The organism is Novosphingobium sp. Fuku2-ISO-50 (assembly GCF_001519055.1).
Lineage (GTDB): Bacteria > Pseudomonadota > Alphaproteobacteria > Sphingomonadales > Sphingomonadaceae > Novosphingobium.
In genome coordinates, this window is record NZ_KQ954305.1 from 1 (window position 1) to 15,545 (window position 15,545).

The window sequence follows — 15,545 nt, forward strand, 5'->3', positions numbered from 1 at the left end:
CGATATTGCGTCCCCGGAACTCAGCGTCCCCGGAACTCACGTTGGGGCGTTCAGGTGCCCCGGCACCGGATGACGTGTCTTGACGACAAAGTTTGGGGGTTTTCGGACGTGTCACCGTAATCCCCAGGCAGAAGGCAGGGGTCATTTGAGCCAATCGCCGTCAAAGTCCCCCCGGACGTAGGCTTTGAGATTGTCCGTCAATTCAAGATCGGGGCGCAGCCTCGCAATGTCCGCGACCAGTGCCTGCATGCCCTCGCGGTAGAAGTTGTCCGTCCTGATACGTACCGCGTCGTAACCATCGGTGATCTCGATTGTTGTGAAAGGCAGACCCTTTGTGTTCTCAACCGACATGTAGCCATCGCTGATAGACGTGATGTCACCGATCTGGACTGTGAAAGTCTTCCCCCCGAGATAGTTAAACCCCCAGCGCGCGAACATCTGGACCGATTTTTCATTCCACCTGACGGTAGCGCACATTTCGGTCAAAGCCGCGAATGAGAAAAGAACTGCGCCAACCGGGATAACCCAAAATGGCATTCCACCTTCCCGCCGTCCCAGTTGGTAATCATGGTAGTAATTAGCCACGTACAAGAATACTATCACACCCATTATAACCGCGTAGCGATACCATGTCGGGCGGCGCTGGAGATAGTGATCAGTCACCACCGGGGCACCCAACCGGGTATGGGAATGACCTTCTGAGCAACAAGTGCTGGCACCGCTCCGGCAGCGGCGGGCAGCTTCACAACATCATCGTGCAAGCTGTTCGCAATGGGGTTTAGGGCTAGATACGTCGGTGCAGGAAGTATCTGCATGTTGGCCCAGCCCAAGACACCACCCAACGCACCAAAACCCGTAGACCAAATCAACGAACCAGTATTGAATTGAGTACCTGACGTATAACGGTCAATACCTTGCTCTATAACGTTGCCACCGAAGCCAGCGGCTGCCCCCGAGGCCGTGAGGTTAACAAATAATGGCGCTGCTTCGGCTAGCTTTCCAACCCCTGGCGCGAAGATCACGCTGCCCGCTACAGCGCCCGCCCCCTTTGCAAACGTCATTTCTTGGCCGGTAAGGGCATTCGCCCCCCACTCAGAGCCAAGGCCGATAGCAGCCTTGACTGCCAAAGACCCGCCCACCGTAGACCCTGAGCCTACATAACCAATACCAGAAAGCAAAGCAGGTGCTGACGCGGCCAAAAGTGCCCCCCCGGCTGTTATGCCAAGGAAACCGCCAAACAACATGTTGACCTGCTGACCGGCGATGCCATCCCATTGATCGATCAGCGCACTGTTGTTGGCAAAGCCGGCGTTCGAAAGAGAGTGGTCATTAGCATTGGGATTGCTTGCCAAAAAGCCGTTAACAGCAGCTTGTCGTGCGTCGAGAGTAGCATGATCGATGACGTAACCACCATCAGTCAAGGTTTGATAGCCAGAGGCACCCGGCGACTGGCTTGCCGCATAGCTATCACGCAGATTGGTCTTGATCTGCTCAACGGCTGCAAGCGCCGATGCGCCTACGTCCGACGAAATTACACCACCATCGACCGCCCCCTGAATTTGGGTTTCAGGCGGGACCAAATCGAATGATGTAATCCCCCCGGGCAGACTGAAATTCCCCATGTTGGAGATCGGGCCACTAAACGAACTGCCACCGCCACCGCCTTGACCTTGTGCGCTCGTATCCTGCCCACCCTCGATCCCGCCCGCGACGGCATTACCGATGGTATTGCCAAGTATATGTTGCCCCACACGGTCATACCTGCATAGACAGGTTTTCCTTAGGCCATACAGCTGGTTACGGGCAGTTTTCTCAGGCGCGAACCTACGCGCCCGGATTTTAACGTCTGACGCGGTTTTTGGCGAAGAAAGCCCAAGCGGCTCAAATGGGATGATGCGGGGTGCGCCGGCCATGATAGAAGGTGTGGCGCGGTTTTCGCGGGTAGGCAAGAGGCTCGCATGGTCGCGCAAGCACCCCGGCTTTCCCCCTCATATGCGCGGCGGTGACTTATGGACAGCCGCCCCATGCCCGCCTTGTTCGAAACCGGCATTTTCGGTCCGTACCAATCCGCGGTCATCAGGCCGCGCGGGGGAACGGTTCGACCTTGATATCATCCGCGTGCCTGCGCGCTTGGGCGAGATCGTAGGCGGTCTGCATGCGCAGCAGCGTTTCGGCGCGAATGCCGAAGGCTTTTTCGAAGCGGATCGTCATGTCGGCGGACAGGTTTGCCCGACCGTTAAGCAATGTGCTTAGCGCCTGACGAGACACGCCAAAATGCTGTGCCAGTGCCTTCATGGCTACGCCATGAGGCTCGACCACTTCGGTCTTGAGCCATTCACCGACATGCACGGCAAGCGAGGGATGCATTTCAAGCGCCTTGTGGCGGACGCTCTCGACCTTCATGCGTCGAGCCACACATGACACGCCCCATCGCGTCAAGTCTCGCTTGTCACGCAAGTCCCCTCACCCGCCGATCGCCACTGCCAGCCGATAGCCGACGCCGGGTTCGTTGCGGATGCGTGAAGGGGTGTCGGTTTCGCCTTCGAGTTTGCGGCGGATGCCGCGCGCGGCGACGCGCAAGTATTCGACGTCGGTTTCGTGGCCCGGGCCCCAGATCGTGCGCAACAAATGGGCGTGGGTGACGACTTTTCCGGCGTTGGCGGCCAGTTCGGCGAGCAGCGCGAATTCCTTGGGGGCGAGGTGAACTTCGGCGCCGCCCTTGCGCACCACACGGGCGGCAAGGTCGATTTCGACATCGTCAAAGCGCAGCGCGGCGGCGAGCATGTCCGGGCTGGCGCGGTGGCGCAAGGCGGTGCGCACGCGTGCCAGCACTTCGTCGGTGTCGAACGGCTTGGTCACGTAATCGTCGGCGCCGCGATCGAGCGCGGCGACCTTTTGCGCGGTGGCATCGCGCGCCGACACGACCAGCACTGTCGCCCCGGCCTTGCGCAAGGGCGCGATCAGGTCGAGCCCGTCGCGATCGGGCAGCCCGAGATCGAGCAGCACGACTTGCGGCGTTTCCTCATGCGCGGCGGCCAGCGCGGCAGCCGCGTCGCCCGCCTCGATCACGCGATAACCCGCCGGTTCCAGCGCATCGCGCAAGATCGCGCGGATCGGCGCTTCGTCATCGATCACCAGAACGCGCACCACTTCACGCATCATGCTCTCTGCCATCCCTTCATGTCGCGCTGTCGACCCGGCGCAGGTTTTCCGGCGGGATCAACAGCGTAAACACCGCGCCCCGGCTTCCTTGTGCCTGATTGGACGATGATCGATTGGCGGCGGCGACTTCCATGCCCATCGCCTGGGCAAAGCCCTTGACGATGGCCAGCCCCAGCCCCGTCCCGCCGCTCCGGTCCGAGCCTTCGAGCCGGGTAAACATGCCGAACACGCGCAATTCCTCGCCGGGACGGATGCCGGGGCCTTCGTCGATCACCGCCAGCGCCAGCCCCTCGCCCGCCGGTCGCGCGCGCACGGTCACCGTGCCCTCCGCGCCGCCATATTTGGCCGCATTGTCGACCAGATTGATCAGGCAATGATGCAACAGCACCGGATCGGCCAGCACCAGCGGCAGATCGCGCGCCACTTCGACGACCAGCCGATGCCCGCCGAGCACGCGGCGCAGATCGTCGAGCGCCGCCGTCACCGCTTCGTTGAGGTCGACCGGTTCGAGCGCGCGTTCGAGCCCGCCGGTTTCGATGCGCACCATGTCGATCAGATTGGCGACAAAGCGGTCGAGCCGCTCCGCTTCGCCCCGAGCGATGTCGAGCTGAGCGCGCTGCGCATCGGTTTCGGGGCGGATCGCGCGCAACATGCCCAGCACCGTGGTCAGCGGCGTGCGCAAATCATGCCCGATCGATGACAGCAGCGCCGCGCGCAGCCGATCGCGTTCCTGCACTTTGCCCAGCGCGACCATGTCTTCTTCTGCCGCGATCCGCGCCAGCGCGAGGCCCGCCTGATCGAGCAGGCTGGCCAGCAGCGGCATCTGTTCGCCGCCGAGCGGCATGCCCGCATCCTCGCGCGCAACACCCAGCACCGCATGCGCAACATTGCCGCCGCAGACCGGCTGAAAATACCATTCCGATACCGCCATGCTGTCGCTGCCGGGCCCCGTCGGACGCGCGGTATCAAAGGCCCAGCGCGCGGCGACCCCGTCGATCAGGTCAAGCCCGGCGCGCATTGGCACCGCCGCCTTGACCACCAGACGCCGCCCGCCCTCATCCGGCGGATCGGGCGCGAGCACGACCGTGCGCACATCGAGCAGGCGGGCAATCTCGCGCGCGAGCAAGGGCCACAAATCGGCGCGCCGGTTGATCCCCATCAGCATGCGCGCAAACCCGGCCAGCGCCCCGTTGCGATCGGCATTGGCCTGCGCCAGCCGCGCCTGCCGCCGGACTTGTCCGCCCAGATGGCTGCACACCACCGCCGTGCCGATCAGGATGACCATCGACACGACATGCGACGGATCGGCGATGGCAAAGCTGTAAAGCGGGGCGACAAACAGGAAATCATAGGCGAGCGCGGCAAACAGCCCGGTCGTCAGCCCCGTACCGAGTCCATGGCGCGTCCCGGCATAGATTACCGGGATCAGATAGAGCATGCTGATGTCGGCATCGTTGCCATGCGCCGCCAGCGTTTCCCCGGCCAGCGTCACGCATGCGATCAACACCAGCGACAAGACCCAGCCAAGCGCCGGAGTGCGCGTATCGACCGGCTCGAACGCGGCCATCAGCGGGTCATTGCCCCGTCTGGACAGGGCTGCCTTTTGGGCGGATTTTGGCGCAGGATTCGGGGGCGATGACACGTTCTATCGATTGCGCGCGCCGACCGGCGAAGTCGAGTGCATAAAGAACGTATAAATATTCTCGTGCCGCGCGTGAAGCAGGCGTAGCGGCCCGACCATGACCGAACCCAATCTGACCGATTCCGCGTTGTCCGAATCAACGCTGGCCGACCTCGCCAGCAATGACCACCACAAGGAAAGCCTGAGCACGCTCGCCGTCGGCGCGATCGGCGTGGTGTTTGGCGACATCGGCACCAGCCCGCTCTATTCGCTGCGCGAAAGCTTTATCGGCGCGCATCCGCTGGCGGTCGATCCGGCCCATATCTTCGGCGTGTTGTCACTGATTTTCTGGACGATGACGCTGATCGTCACGGTCAAATACGTCTTTGTCATCCTCCATGCCGACAACAAGGGCGAAGGCGGAAGCCTTGCCCTGCTCGCGCTGATCGGGCGGCGACTGGGGCAGAACCGATGGACATCGCTGACCGTGTTGCTGGGCATTATCGCCACGGCGCTGTTCTATGGCGATGCGATCATCACGCCCGCAATGTCGGTGCTGTCGGCGGTCGAAGGGCTCGAAGTGGTTCAGCCCGCCTTTGCCAAGCTGGTTCTGCCGATCTCCATCGCCATCCTGATCGGCCTGTTTGCGATCCAGTCGCGCGGCACGGCGGCGGTGGGCAAGCTGTTTGGCCCGGTCATGCTGGTCTATTTCGCGGTGATCGCGGTGCTCGGCATCATGGGCATCATGCAGGCGCCGGAAATCCTGTGGTCGATCAATCCTCTCTATGCGGTGCGCTTCTTTGCGATCGACCCGATGCTGTCTTTCCTCGCGCTCGGCTCGGTGATCCTGGCCGTTACGGGGGCCGAGGCGCTTTATGCCGACATGGGCCATTTCGGGCGCAAGGCGATCATGCTGGCCTGGCTGTGGGTCGCATTCCCCTGCCTGCTGATCAATTACATGGGCCAATCGGCGCTGCTGTTGCGCAATCCGAAGCTGGTGGAAAACCCGTTCTTCCTGATGGCGCCCGACTGGGCCCGGCTGCCGCTGGTCATTCTGGCGACATTGGCCACGATCATCGCCAGCCAGGCCGTCATTTCCGGCGCCTATTCGATCTCGCAACAGGCGATTCAGCTCGGCTTTCTGCCGCGCATCCGCATTTTGCACACCAGCGCCAAAGCCGCCGGACAGATCTATGTGCCGCTGGTCAACTGGCTCTTGCTGGCGCTGGTTCTGCTGCTCGTGGTCGGTTTCAAATCTTCGAACAATCTGGCTTCGGCTTATGGCATTGCCGTCACCGGCACGATGTTCATCACCGCCTGCATGCTTGGCATCCTGACCTTTGCCGTGTGGAAATGGCCGCCGGTACTGGCCGCTGCGATGACCAGCGTGTTCCTGATCGTCGATGGTGCCTATTTCGCCTCGAACGTGACCAAGATCCCCGATGGCGGCTGGTTCCCGCTGATGATCGCGGCGATCGTGTTCGTCGTGCTGACCACCTGGTCGACCGGGCGGCGCATCCTGCGCGAACGGCTGGCCGAAGATTCGATGCCGTTCGACCTGTTCCTCAACTCGGTCTGCGACAAAGTGCGCCGCGTGCCCGGCACCTCGGTATTCCTGTCCTCGACCGCAGAGGGCATTCCGCCCGCGCTGCTCCACAATCTCAAGCACAACCACATCCTGCACGAACGCGTGGTGATCCTGACCGTGGTGACCGAAGGCGTGCCGCATGTCCCGTCGGAAGCGCGGCGTGTGGTCGAAGACATCGGCCATGGCTTTTACCGCATGATCATCCGCATCGGGTTCATGGACGAAGCCGACATTCCCGCCGAACTCGCGCTTGAAAACCGCGCCGGCGGTGCGTTCAAGCCGATGGAGACCAGCTATTTCCTTGCCCGTCAGACGCTGATCGCGTCGAAGCGGCCGGGCATGGCGTTGTGGCGCGAAAAGCTGTTCGCCTGGATGATCCGCAACGCCGAAAGCGCGATGCAGTTCTTCCGCCTGCCGACCAACCGCGTCATCGAACTCGGCAGTCAGCTGGAAATTTAATCGAGCGCTTGAATCCCGTCCGTCCGGGCGCCATGGTGCCTCGGCGGAAGGGAGACACGCATGAAACTGGCCGGTATCCGGGTGCTCGACCTGACGAGCTATATCCCCGGCCCCTATCTGACCATGGCCATGGCCGACCATGGCGCCGAGGTCATCAAGATCGAGGCGCCGGGCGGCGATCATACCCGCCACATCGGGCTGAAAGACGGGCCGGATACCGTCTATTTCCGCAATTTCAATCGCGGCAAGAAAAGCCTCGTGCTCGATCTCAAGCAGGAGGCCGATCGCGCGGCGTTTCTGCGTCTGGCCGACAGCGCCGATGTCGTGGTCGAATCCAATCGTCCCGGCGTCGCCCGGCGGCTGGGCATCGATTACGACACGCTGTCGCAGCGCAATCCGCGCCTGATCATGTGTTCGATCAGCGCGTTTGGTCAGGACGGCCCCCGCGCCGGTCGCGCCGCACACGATCTCGCGCTCGAAGCGCTGACCGGCGTGCTCGGCGCCAATTGCGGCGCCGACGGAGCCCCGGCGATGCCCGCGCTCCCCTTGTCCGACTATCTGTCCGCGCTGCAGGGTCTGTCGGGCGTGCTGATGGCGCTTTACGCGCGCGAACGCAGCGGGCGCGGCGACCGGATCGACATTTCGATGCAGGAAGCGCTGCTGTCGGCCACGGCCAATGTCATGGGGCCGACCATGGCCGAAGCGCGCCAGCCGATTGTCGCGCACGAACGCACCACCGGCGGCAGCGCCTTTTATCGCTGGTATGACTGCGCCGACGGGCGGCTGGCACTGGCGGGACAGGAACCCAAATTCATCGCCGCGCTGCTGGGGCACCTGGGCCGCGACGATCTGGTCGCGCTGTGCCGCGAACCGGGGCCGCAGCAACAGCCGGTGATCGACACGTTGCGCGGGTTTTTCGCCGGGCAAACGCTGGTGCAAGCAGGCGCCTTGCTCGATCGGCTCGATGTCTGCTGGGGCCGGGTCAACACTTATCCGCAAGCGCTGGATGACGAACAGATCATCGCGCGCGGCTTCATCCTTGCCGATGAACGAGGGCGGCGTCACCTTGGTCCGCCGATCCGGTTTCAGCACGAACCGGCGCGCCCCTCGCTGGCGGTGCCCGATCTCGGCGCCGATCAGGCGCTGGTCGGTTCCGGCGCCATCCGGACGACCTGATCGGCCAGCCGCGCAACATCGTCGGGCGAATGGCTGACCAGGATCATCGGAAGCGCAAACTCGGCACGGATGCGTTCGATCACCGCCATGATCCCGTCGCGCAGACCCGCATCGAGCGCGGCAAGCGGTTCATCGAGCAGGAGGAAACGCGGGCCCGACAGCAAGGCGCGACCGATCGCCACGCGCTGCGCCTCGCCGCCCGACACCGTATCGGGGCGACGGGCCAGCAAAGGCGCAATGCCGAGAAAGCGCACGGTTTCGGCAAAATCGACAATCCGCCGTTCGGGCGGTGCGCGGCGTTCGCCATAGCGCAAATTGGCCTCGATCGAGAGGTGCGGAAACAGCCGCAGATCCTGAAACACCATGCCGCAGGCACGTCGTTCGGGCGCCACGGCAATGCCGCGCGTGCTGTCGAACAGGGTTTCGCCGCCAACCACGACATGCCCGACATCGGGATCGAGCAGCCCCGCGATCGCCGCCAGGACGCTCGATTTGCCTACCCCCGAAGGACCGCACAGCGCGGTTATGCCGCCTCCGGCCACGAAAGTCGTTTCGATCCGGCGGCGCCCCCGGGCGAAGGAAAGCGCAATGTCAAAGGACATGCGGCGAAGGCCCCGTCGTTTCGCGATCCCGGCCCCTGCCGCGCCGCAACAGCATTTCCGACGCGATCAGCGCGCAAAGCGAAAGCAGCACCGAAACCAGCGCCAGCCGCCATACCGCCATTTCCTGTCCCGGCACTTGCAGGGCGGCATAGATCGCCAGCGGCAAAGTCGCGGTTTCGCCGGGCACGTTCGAAACGAACGTGATCGTCGCGCCAAATTCGCCGAGCGAGCGGGCAAATCCCAGCACCAGCGCAGCCAGCACGCCGGGGCGAGCCAACGGCAAGGTAATCGTGACAAAGCTGTCGAGGCGCCCCGCTCCCAATGTCCGCGCCGCCGCTTCAAGCCGGGGATCGATCGCTTCGAGCGAGAGGCGGATCGAACGCACCATCAGCGGCATCGCCATGATTCCCGCCGCGAGCGCCGCGCCGGTCCAGCGAAACATCAGCGTGATCCCCAGCCAGCGCGCCAGCGGCGCCCCGATAACGCCATGCGGCGCAAACGCGATCAGCAGCATCCAGCCGATCACCACCGGCGGCAGCACCAGCGGCAAATGCACCAGCGCATCGACCACGACTTTGCCCGGAAAGCGTCCGCGCGCCAAAAGGTAGGCCAATGCAAAGGCAGCCGGCAGCACGCCGATGATCGCCACCAGGCTGACCTGCAACGACAGGCCCACGATCGCCCATTCATCGCCCGACAACAGCATCAGGGCGCCACAAAGCCATAGCGGCGAAAGATCGCCTTGCCCTCGCCCGACAGCAGGAAACGGCGAAACGCCTCCCCCTCGGGATTGGTCGATGTCCTGAGCCGCGCCAGCGGATAAGTGATCGGCGCATGACTGCCCGGCGGAAACACGCCGACCATGCGCACGTGCGGTTCGGCCAGGGCATCGGTCGCATAGACGATGCCGAGCGGCGCGGCGCCATGCGCGACCAGACCGAGCGCGGCGCGGACATTTTCGGCGCGCACGACCTGCCCCGAAACCTGATCCCATACGCCAAAATGCTGCAAGGCCTCGCGCCCATAGCGCCCCGCCGGCACGCTGTCGGGATCGGCCATGGCGAGTTTGCCCCCGCCCAGCGCGCGAAGCAGCGCAAAGCCGGGCGCAGGACGCAGGCGCAAACGGCTGTCTGCCGGAGCGACGATGACCAGCGCGCCGACGAGGAACGACTTGCGCGTTTCGGGCACGATCAGCCCCGCCTTTGCCAGAGCGTCCATCCAGTCTTCATCGGCCGAAACGAACAGATCCGCCTGCCCCCCGCCCGAAATCTGCCGCGCCAGCGCAGACGACGCGGCGAATGACAGCACCGGTCGGGGATGTCCGTGCCGCCTCCACGCCTCGGCAGCGGCCGTCATCGATTCCTGCAGGCTGGCGGCGGCAAGCACCAGCGGCGCTTTCGGCGCGGCGAAAACCGGTGGAATGCAGGCACCAAGCGCAAGCAGCAGGGCGAGCACCCCCGAGACCCGTCGCAAAAGGAGAAAATAGCGTCCCATATCCCGCCGTATAGAGGGCGTCACCGCTTGCGCAAAGCCCCGCCGTTGTACGCGCCGTTGTATCGGCACCATCATTGCGCTTTGGCGGCAAACATGGAATGCCCAAGCGACTTTCCCCCCGCAAGAGGACACACGCGATGATGCCCAGCATGGTAATTTCGGGCCTGGCTGCCGTCGCGATGCTGATCGCGGCGCCCGCGCTGGCCCAAAACGATGATGATCAGGGCGGCGGGGATCAGGGCGGCTGGCAGGAAGCACCCGGCGTGGCGCCGATCGCCAAACAGGACCGCGTCTATGGCAAAGCCGATGCGCGTTTCAGCCTGATCATCTGGCTCGACCCGGAATGCCCTTATTGCAAAGTGCTTGGCCAACAGCCGCAGCATGTCGTCGATGGCTCGGGCGGGCGCGTCAATCTTGCCGTGCGCCTCTATCCCTTGCCGTTCCATGGTCCCAATGCCGTGATCGCCTCGACCACCGCGCTGTGTGTGGCGGATCAGGCAGGCGTTGCAGGCTATTACCGCTTTCTCGACGGATGGATGGCGCGGACGGGCAGCAATGGCCGGGGCATCGGCGAGCCTTTGGGCCAGGGCGATCCGGTGGCCGACCTCGCTGCGGCCTCTGGCGCGCGCGACCGCAATGCCCTGGCCGGCTGCACCACGTCGAGCCGGACCGGCCAACGGCTTGCCGCCGAGATGAAGGCCGGCGACATTGCGGGGATCGAAGGTACACCGGCGATCGCGGTGCGCGACAATCGTTTCGGCCACACGATCATGGTTTCGGGCGCGATCGGCGAAGAGGACATGCAAAACGCGATACGCCTCCTGGGACAAGTCGACGATCATCCCGATCAGGCCCCGAGCGGGGGCCATGACGCGCAAGGTGTGCCCGGTGGCGCGACGCATTGACGCGCTCCTGTGCGAGGCAGCACTCGCCGCGCTTCTGATCGCGCAGCCCGCGCTGGCCGCGCCACCCGATCCCGCGCCTTCCGGACTTGCGCCTTCGGGGGCGATCGATGACGATCTGGGCCAGGCCACTCCCGGCTTCGACGCAAGCATCCCGCCGCCCGCTTTCGTGCAGCCCGGGCGCGACGCGCCGCTCGACCCGGTGATCGCGCAGCTGATCGTGGCGCGACTGGTACAATTGCACTTGCTGGCCAGTCCTGCCGAAGCGCAAGACCCTGCGAGAGCCGCCGAGGCAATCAGAGGGTTTCAGGCGGGTGTCGGGCTGAAGCCGACCGGCGTTCTCGACAAAGTGACGATCGCCAGTTTCGCGTTGTAGCGTCACCCGCAACCGGCGCAGAATTTCACTGTTTCTGCTGCTCCAGCAAAGGCTTGAGGTAAAATCCCGTATGGCTGGCGGGATTGCCCGCGATGTCCTCGGGGGTGCCCTCGGCCACCACTTCACCGCCGCGCACACCGCCTTCGGGGCCCATGTCGATGATCCAGTCGGCGGTCTTGATCACATCGAGGTTGTGTTCGATCACCACCACCGAATTACCCTGTTCGACCAGCCTGTGCAGCACTTCGAGCAGCTTGCGCACGTCTTCGAAATGAAGGCCGGTGGTCGGCTCGTCGAGGATATAGAGCGTCTGCCCGGTCGAGCGGCGCGCCAGTTCCTTGGCCAGCTTGACCCGTTGCGCCTCGCCGCCTGACAACGTGGTCGCCTGTTGCCCGACTTTGACATAGCCGAGCCCGACTTCGGCGAGCATCTGCATGCGGTCGCGGATCGGCGGAACCGCCTTGAAGAATTCGACCGCATCCTCGATCGTCATGTCGAGCACGTCGGCGATCGAAAGCCCCTTGAATTTCACGTCGAGCGTTTCGCGGTTGTAGCGCTTGCCGCCGCATTCCTCGCACGTGACATAGACATCGGGCAGGAAGTGCATCTCGATCTTGATCAGCCCGTCGCCATGGCACGCCTCGCAGCGCCCGCCCTTGACGTTGAAGCTGAACCGCCCGGCCTTGTAGCCGCGCGCCTCGGATTCGGGCAGACCGGCGAACCAGTCCCGGATCAACGTGAACGAGCCGGTGTAGGTCGCCGGATTCGAACGCGGGGTGCGCCCGATCGGCGACTGGTCGATCTCGATCACCTTGTCGCAATGTTCGAGGCCGAGAATGGCGTCATGCGCCCCGGCAATCACCCGTGCGCCGTTGAGCACGCGCGCCGCGCCCGCCTGCAGAGTGTCGATGATCAGCGATGACTTGCCCGATCCGGAAACCCCGGTGACGCAAGTGAACGTGCCCAGCGGAATGCGCACCGTCACATCGCGCAAGTTGTTGGCGCGCGCGCCCTTGACCGTGATGTCCAGCCCATTGCCCTTGCGCCGGACGCGCGGCACTTCGATCCGCCGCGTGCCGTTGAGGTATTGCCCGGTCAGGCTGGCCTCGCTCGCCAGAATGTCGGCCAGCGTGCCCTGCGCAACGATTTCGCCGCCATGGACGCCAGCACCGGGGCCCAGGTCAACGATATGGTCGGCCGTGCGGATCGCGTCTTCGTCGTGTTCGACGACGATCACCGTGTTGCCGAGATCGCGCAGCCGCTTCAGCGTTTCGAGCAGGCGGTCGTTGTCGCGCTGATGCAGCCCGATCGACGGTTCGTCGAGCACATAGAGCACGCCCGACAGCCCTGACCCGATCTGGCTGGCCAGACGGATGCGCTGGCTCTCGCCGCCCGACAGCGTGCCCGAGGTCCGGTCGAGATTGAGATAATCGAGCCCGACATTGTTGAGAAAGCCGACCCGCTCGTTGATTTCCTTGAGAATCGAGCGCGCGATCTGCCGCTTTTGCGGGGTCAGGTGTTCGTCCAGCCGCCCGAACCAGTCCGCCGCGGCCGCGACCGACAAATGGGTAATGCTCGAAATGTCTTCGCCCGCGACTTTGACTGCCAGCGCTTCGGGCTTCAGCCGCGCGCCACCGCATGTCTCGCAGGGTTGCGCGGTCTGAAACTTGCCCAGTTCCTCGCGCGTCCAGGCGCTTTCGGTCTGAAGCATGCGGCGGTTGAGATTGCCGATCACCCCTTCGAATGCCTTGGACACGGTATAGGACTTGCGCCCGTCGACAAATGTCAGCGGGACCGGCTTGCCCCCCGTGCCATAAAGGATGACCAGCTTGATTTCGCCCGGCAGCTTGTCCCACGCCGTATCGAGGCTGAATCCGAAATGGTCGGCAAGGCTGGCCAGCACCTGCATGTAATAAGGGCTCGGCGGGTTTGACTTGGCCCAGGGCATGATCGCGCCCTGTTTGAGCGACAGGTTTTCATTGGGTACGACCAGTTGCGGATCGAACAGCAGCTTTTCGCCCAGACCGTCGCAAGCCGGGCACGCCCCTTGCGGTGCGTTGAACGAAAACAGCCTCGGCTCGATGCTCTCGATCGTGAAACCGCTGACCGGGCAGGCGAACTTTTCCGAAAAGACGATGCGGTTGGGCGGCAGTCCGGTGCCTTTGAGCGTCTTGGCCCGGCCCTTGATCTTTGCCTCTTCCTCGCGCCCCGGCACGACGCCGTCGGCAAGGTCGATAAAGGCAAGGCCGTCGGCCAGCTTGAGCGCCTGTTCGAAGCTGTCGGCCAGTCGGCTTTCGATGCCTTCGCGCACGGCGATGCGGTCGACCACGACTTCGAGATCGTGCTTGAGCTTCTTGTCGAGCGCGGGAGCGTCTTCGATGGCGTGGAATTCGCCGTCGATGCGCACGCGGGTATAGCCCGCCTTTTGCCACTCGGCCAATTCCTTGCGGTATTCGCCCTTGCGACCGCGCACCACCGGCGCCAGCAGATAGGCGCGCGTGCCTTCGGGCAACAGCATCACGCGGTCGACCATCTGGCTGACCGTCTGCGCGGTGATCGGCAGGCCGGTGGCGGGCGAATAGGGGATTCCGACTCGCGCCCAGAGCAGGCGCATATAGTCATAGATCTCGGTCACCGTGGCGACCGTCGAGCGCGGGTTGCGGCTGGTCGTCTTTTGCTCGATCGAGATGGCCGGCGACAGCCCGTCGATATGTTCGACATCGGGCTTCTGCATCATTTCCAGAAACTGCCGCGCATAGGCCGACAGGCTTTCGACATAGCGCCGCTGCCCTTCGGCATAGATCGTGTCGAACGCGAGGCTCGATTTGCCCGACCCCGACAACCCGGTGATCACGATCAGCGAGTCGCGCGGGAGATCGATGTCGAACCCCTTGAGATTGTGCTCGCGCGCGCCGCGCACGGAAATGAAGCTGAGAGCCATGGCCGCTGCGTGTTCCATATTTGTTCGATTCACGCAAGACGTGTCGACCGGCATTTTGCACGCATGACCGAAGGGGCAAGGTGGAAAATGGTGGTGACACACCACCGCGCGATTGATCCATTCGGGATGGGCCGATTTCAACGACCGGAGCGCCCCTGTTTTTCTGGCCCCGAAACTCTCAAGCATACCGTCCATACGCCGTTGACCTATGTGTCATTGGCATATAAAATAGCCCCATGACCACCTTGCAGACCGTCGTCGAGATGGAGTCCTTCCTCAAGCGCGCGCGGGCGATCATGTCCGATGACGAGCGACTTGCCATCGTGTCGTTTCTGGCGGCCAATCCGGAGTCGGGTGTTTCGCTGGGCGGTGGCCTGCGCAAGGTCCGCATCGCCCGCGAGGGTAGCGGCAAGAGCGGTGGCTACCGGACCATTTATGTGTTCGGAGGCAATTCGATGCCGCTGTTCCTGCTGACGGTGTTCGCCAAGAATGAGAAGGGTAATCTGTCCCCACCCGAACAGGCTGCGGCAGTCGCGTTGAGCAAGCAGTTGCTCACAACTTATGGAGATCGTGCATGAGCGAAGTTTACGATAGCCTGATGGAAGGGCTGAACGAAGCAGTGGCTTTCGCGCGGGGCGAGAAGACCAATGTCATCGTCCACCAGATCGAGGTGCCCACCGTCGATGTCGCTGCGATCCGCGCCAGCACCGGCCTGTCGCAGGGTGCCTTCGCGCGCAGCATCGGCGTTGCCAAGGGCACGCTTCTGAACTGGGAGCATGGCCGCAGGCACCCCACCGGCCCCGCCCAGGTGCTGCTTGCCATGATTGCCAAGAAGCCCTCACTGGTGAGCGAACTACTGCGCTGACGCCAGCGCCGGATCATCGCTGCGTACCGTCTCCAGATGCGCATCGCGAAGGTCTCGCATCTGGCGCTATTTCGGGGTTTTCGCAACCCGTTCGGAAATTCTGAAACAACTTGCACAACATCGTGCTTTCCATCAAGCATTCTGAATCGGTTGCCCCCAACGGAAAAGAGAGTGGCCCATGCGTCTTAGCCAATTTAGCGGTTCATGCATGGCGAGCGCAACTCTCATCGCTTTATCTGCCTGCACAAATCAGGCTAGTGGATTGTTTTTGACATTTGCATCCCGCCATCCGGATAGCACGGTCGCAAATGTCAAAAACGGAAAATCCACTAGAATCAAAAGTTTCTAGTGGTCCGAAA

15 protein-coding genes are annotated in these 15,545 nt (G+C 63.4%); 6 read left to right on the forward strand and 9 right to left on the reverse strand.

Going from position 1 to position 15,545, the window contains the following annotated elements; genetic code table 11:
* Positions 1-141: 141 nt before the first annotated feature.
* The 5 genes from AQZ50_RS18290 to AQZ50_RS18310 all read right to left on the reverse strand — a co-directional run bounded on the left by AQZ50_RS18290 (position 142) and on the right by AQZ50_RS18310 (position 4,729).
* On the reverse strand, positions 142-537 hold the full coding sequence (locus tag AQZ50_RS18290) for a hypothetical protein (protein ID WP_156427431.1): 396 nt from the start codon (positions 535-537) through the stop codon (positions 142-144).
* 122 nt (positions 538-659) lie between these two features.
* Positions 660-1,970 carry a hypothetical protein gene (locus AQZ50_RS18295; protein WP_156427432.1) on the reverse strand — a complete coding sequence of 437 codons (1,311 nt, stop codon included), beginning with the start codon at positions 1,968-1,970 and terminating at the stop codon, positions 660-662.
* A gap of 106 nt (positions 1,971-2,076) precedes the next feature.
* Complete coding sequence (locus AQZ50_RS18300; RefSeq protein WP_067748672.1) at positions 2,077-2,367, reverse strand: HigA family addiction module antitoxin; 291 nt, start codon at positions 2,365-2,367, stop codon at positions 2,077-2,079.
* Between the two features lie 96 nt (positions 2,368-2,463).
* A complete protein-coding gene (locus AQZ50_RS18305) occupies positions 2,464-3,159 on the reverse strand; it encodes a response regulator (protein ID WP_067748676.1) in 696 nt (231 codons plus the stop codon).
* A 19-nt stretch (positions 3,160-3,178) separates the two neighbouring features.
* Positions 3,179-4,729: a DUF4118 domain-containing protein gene (locus AQZ50_RS18310; RefSeq protein ID WP_082703785.1), complete on the reverse strand. Its 1,551-nt coding sequence runs from the start codon at positions 4,727-4,729 to the stop codon at positions 3,179-3,181.
* A 172-nt stretch (positions 4,730-4,901) separates the two neighbouring features.
* On the opposite strand from AQZ50_RS18310, the gene AQZ50_RS18315 reads away from it, so the two are divergent.
* Entirely contained in the window at positions 4,902-6,830 is a 1,929-nt protein-coding gene (locus AQZ50_RS18315; protein ID WP_082703786.1) for a potassium transporter Kup, read from the forward strand.
* Positions 6,831-6,890: 60 nt separating this feature from the next.
* Entirely contained in the window at positions 6,891-8,006 is a 1,116-nt protein-coding gene (locus AQZ50_RS18320) for a CaiB/BaiF CoA transferase family protein (protein ID WP_067748574.1), read from the forward strand.
* Here the strand turns inward: AQZ50_RS18320 and AQZ50_RS18325 are convergent.
* From AQZ50_RS18325 to modA, 3 genes are read right to left on the reverse strand one after another with little or no spacing between them, the layout of a single operon-like run.
* Positions 7,967-8,608: an ATP-binding cassette domain-containing protein gene (locus tag AQZ50_RS18325; RefSeq protein ID WP_067748577.1), complete on the reverse strand. Its 642-nt coding sequence runs from the start codon at positions 8,606-8,608 to the stop codon at positions 7,967-7,969. The two genes, AQZ50_RS18320 and AQZ50_RS18325, sit on opposite strands and share 40 nt — an antisense overlap.
* A complete protein-coding gene (gene modB, locus AQZ50_RS18330) occupies positions 8,598-9,314 on the reverse strand; it encodes a molybdate ABC transporter permease subunit (RefSeq protein ID WP_067748579.1) in 717 nt (238 codons plus the stop codon). The genes AQZ50_RS18325 and modB overlap by 11 nt, the downstream gene beginning before the upstream one ends.
* Positions 9,314-10,102, reverse strand: coding sequence for a molybdate ABC transporter substrate-binding protein (gene modA, locus AQZ50_RS18335; protein ID WP_067748581.1), 789 nt, complete (start codon positions 10,100-10,102; stop codon positions 9,314-9,316). Before modA ends, modB begins: the two co-directional genes overlap by 1 nt.
* Positions 10,103-10,242: 140 nt before the next feature.
* Between modA and AQZ50_RS18340 the strand changes: the two genes are divergently transcribed.
* Both AQZ50_RS18340 and AQZ50_RS18345 read left to right on the forward strand, forming a co-directional pair.
* Positions 10,243-11,007, forward strand: coding sequence for a DsbA family protein (locus tag AQZ50_RS18340; protein ID WP_231730406.1), 765 nt, complete (start codon positions 10,243-10,245; stop codon positions 11,005-11,007).
* Positions 10,991-11,380, forward strand: coding sequence for a hypothetical protein (locus AQZ50_RS18345; RefSeq protein ID WP_197412550.1), 390 nt, complete (start codon positions 10,991-10,993; stop codon positions 11,378-11,380). Before AQZ50_RS18340 ends, AQZ50_RS18345 begins: the two co-directional genes overlap by 17 nt.
* Before the next feature lie 25 nt (positions 11,381-11,405).
* On the opposite strand, the gene uvrA is transcribed toward AQZ50_RS18345, so the two are convergent.
* Positions 11,406-14,321 (reverse strand): excinuclease ABC subunit UvrA, encoded by a 2,916-nt coding sequence (uvrA, locus tag AQZ50_RS18350; RefSeq protein WP_067748688.1) that lies wholly within the window; start codon positions 14,319-14,321, stop codon positions 11,406-11,408.
* Positions 14,322-14,557: 236 nt separating this feature from the next.
* On the opposite strand from uvrA, the gene AQZ50_RS18355 reads away from it, so the two are divergent.
* Positions 14,558-14,899 (forward strand): type II toxin-antitoxin system RelE/ParE family toxin, encoded by a 342-nt coding sequence (locus tag AQZ50_RS18355; protein WP_067748586.1) that lies wholly within the window; start codon positions 14,558-14,560, stop codon positions 14,897-14,899.
* Entirely contained in the window at positions 14,896-15,186 is a 291-nt protein-coding gene (locus AQZ50_RS18360) for a helix-turn-helix domain-containing protein (RefSeq protein WP_067748588.1), read from the forward strand. The genes AQZ50_RS18355 and AQZ50_RS18360 overlap by 4 nt, the downstream gene beginning before the upstream one ends.
* Positions 15,187-15,545 lie beyond the last annotated feature (359 nt).

Bases quoted from the DNA above. Each gene is read 5' to 3' on its own strand.
- AQZ50_RS18290 (WP_156427431.1), bottom strand. From the start codon at position 537: ATGCCATTTTGGGTTATCCCGGTTGGCGCAGTTCTTTTCTCATTCGCG.
- AQZ50_RS18300 (WP_067748672.1), bottom strand. From the start codon at position 2,367: ATGCATCCCTCGCTTGCCGTGCATGTCGGTGAATGGCTCAAGACCGAA.
- AQZ50_RS18305 (WP_067748676.1), bottom strand. From the start codon at position 3,159: ATGCGTGAAGTGGTGCGCGTTCTGGTGATCGATGACGAAGCGCCGATC.
- AQZ50_RS18310 (WP_082703785.1), bottom strand. From the start codon at position 4,729: ATGGCCGCGTTCGAGCCGGTCGATACGCGCACTCCGGCGCTTGGCTGG.
- AQZ50_RS18315 (WP_082703786.1), top strand. From the start codon at position 4,902: ATGACCGAACCCAATCTGACCGATTCCGCGTTGTCCGAATCAACGCTG.
- AQZ50_RS18320 (WP_067748574.1), top strand. From the start codon at position 6,891: ATGAAACTGGCCGGTATCCGGGTGCTCGACCTGACGAGCTATATCCCC.
- AQZ50_RS18325 (WP_067748577.1), bottom strand. From the start codon at position 8,608: ATGTCCTTTGACATTGCGCTTTCCTTCGCCCGGGGGCGCCGCCGGATC.
- modB (WP_067748579.1), bottom strand. From the start codon at position 9,314: ATGCTGTTGTCGGGCGATGAATGGGCGATCGTGGGCCTGTCGTTGCAG.
- modA (WP_067748581.1), bottom strand. From the start codon at position 10,102: ATGGGACGCTATTTTCTCCTTTTGCGACGGGTCTCGGGGGTGCTCGCC.
- AQZ50_RS18340 (WP_231730406.1), top strand. From the start codon at position 10,243: ATGCCCAGCATGGTAATTTCGGGCCTGGCTGCCGTCGCGATGCTGATC.
- uvrA (WP_067748688.1), bottom strand. From the start codon at position 14,321: ATGGCTCTCAGCTTCATTTCCGTGCGCGGCGCGCGCGAGCACAATCTC.
- AQZ50_RS18355 (WP_067748586.1), top strand. From the start codon at position 14,558: ATGACCACCTTGCAGACCGTCGTCGAGATGGAGTCCTTCCTCAAGCGC.
- AQZ50_RS18360 (WP_067748588.1), top strand. From the start codon at position 14,896: ATGAGCGAAGTTTACGATAGCCTGATGGAAGGGCTGAACGAAGCAGTG.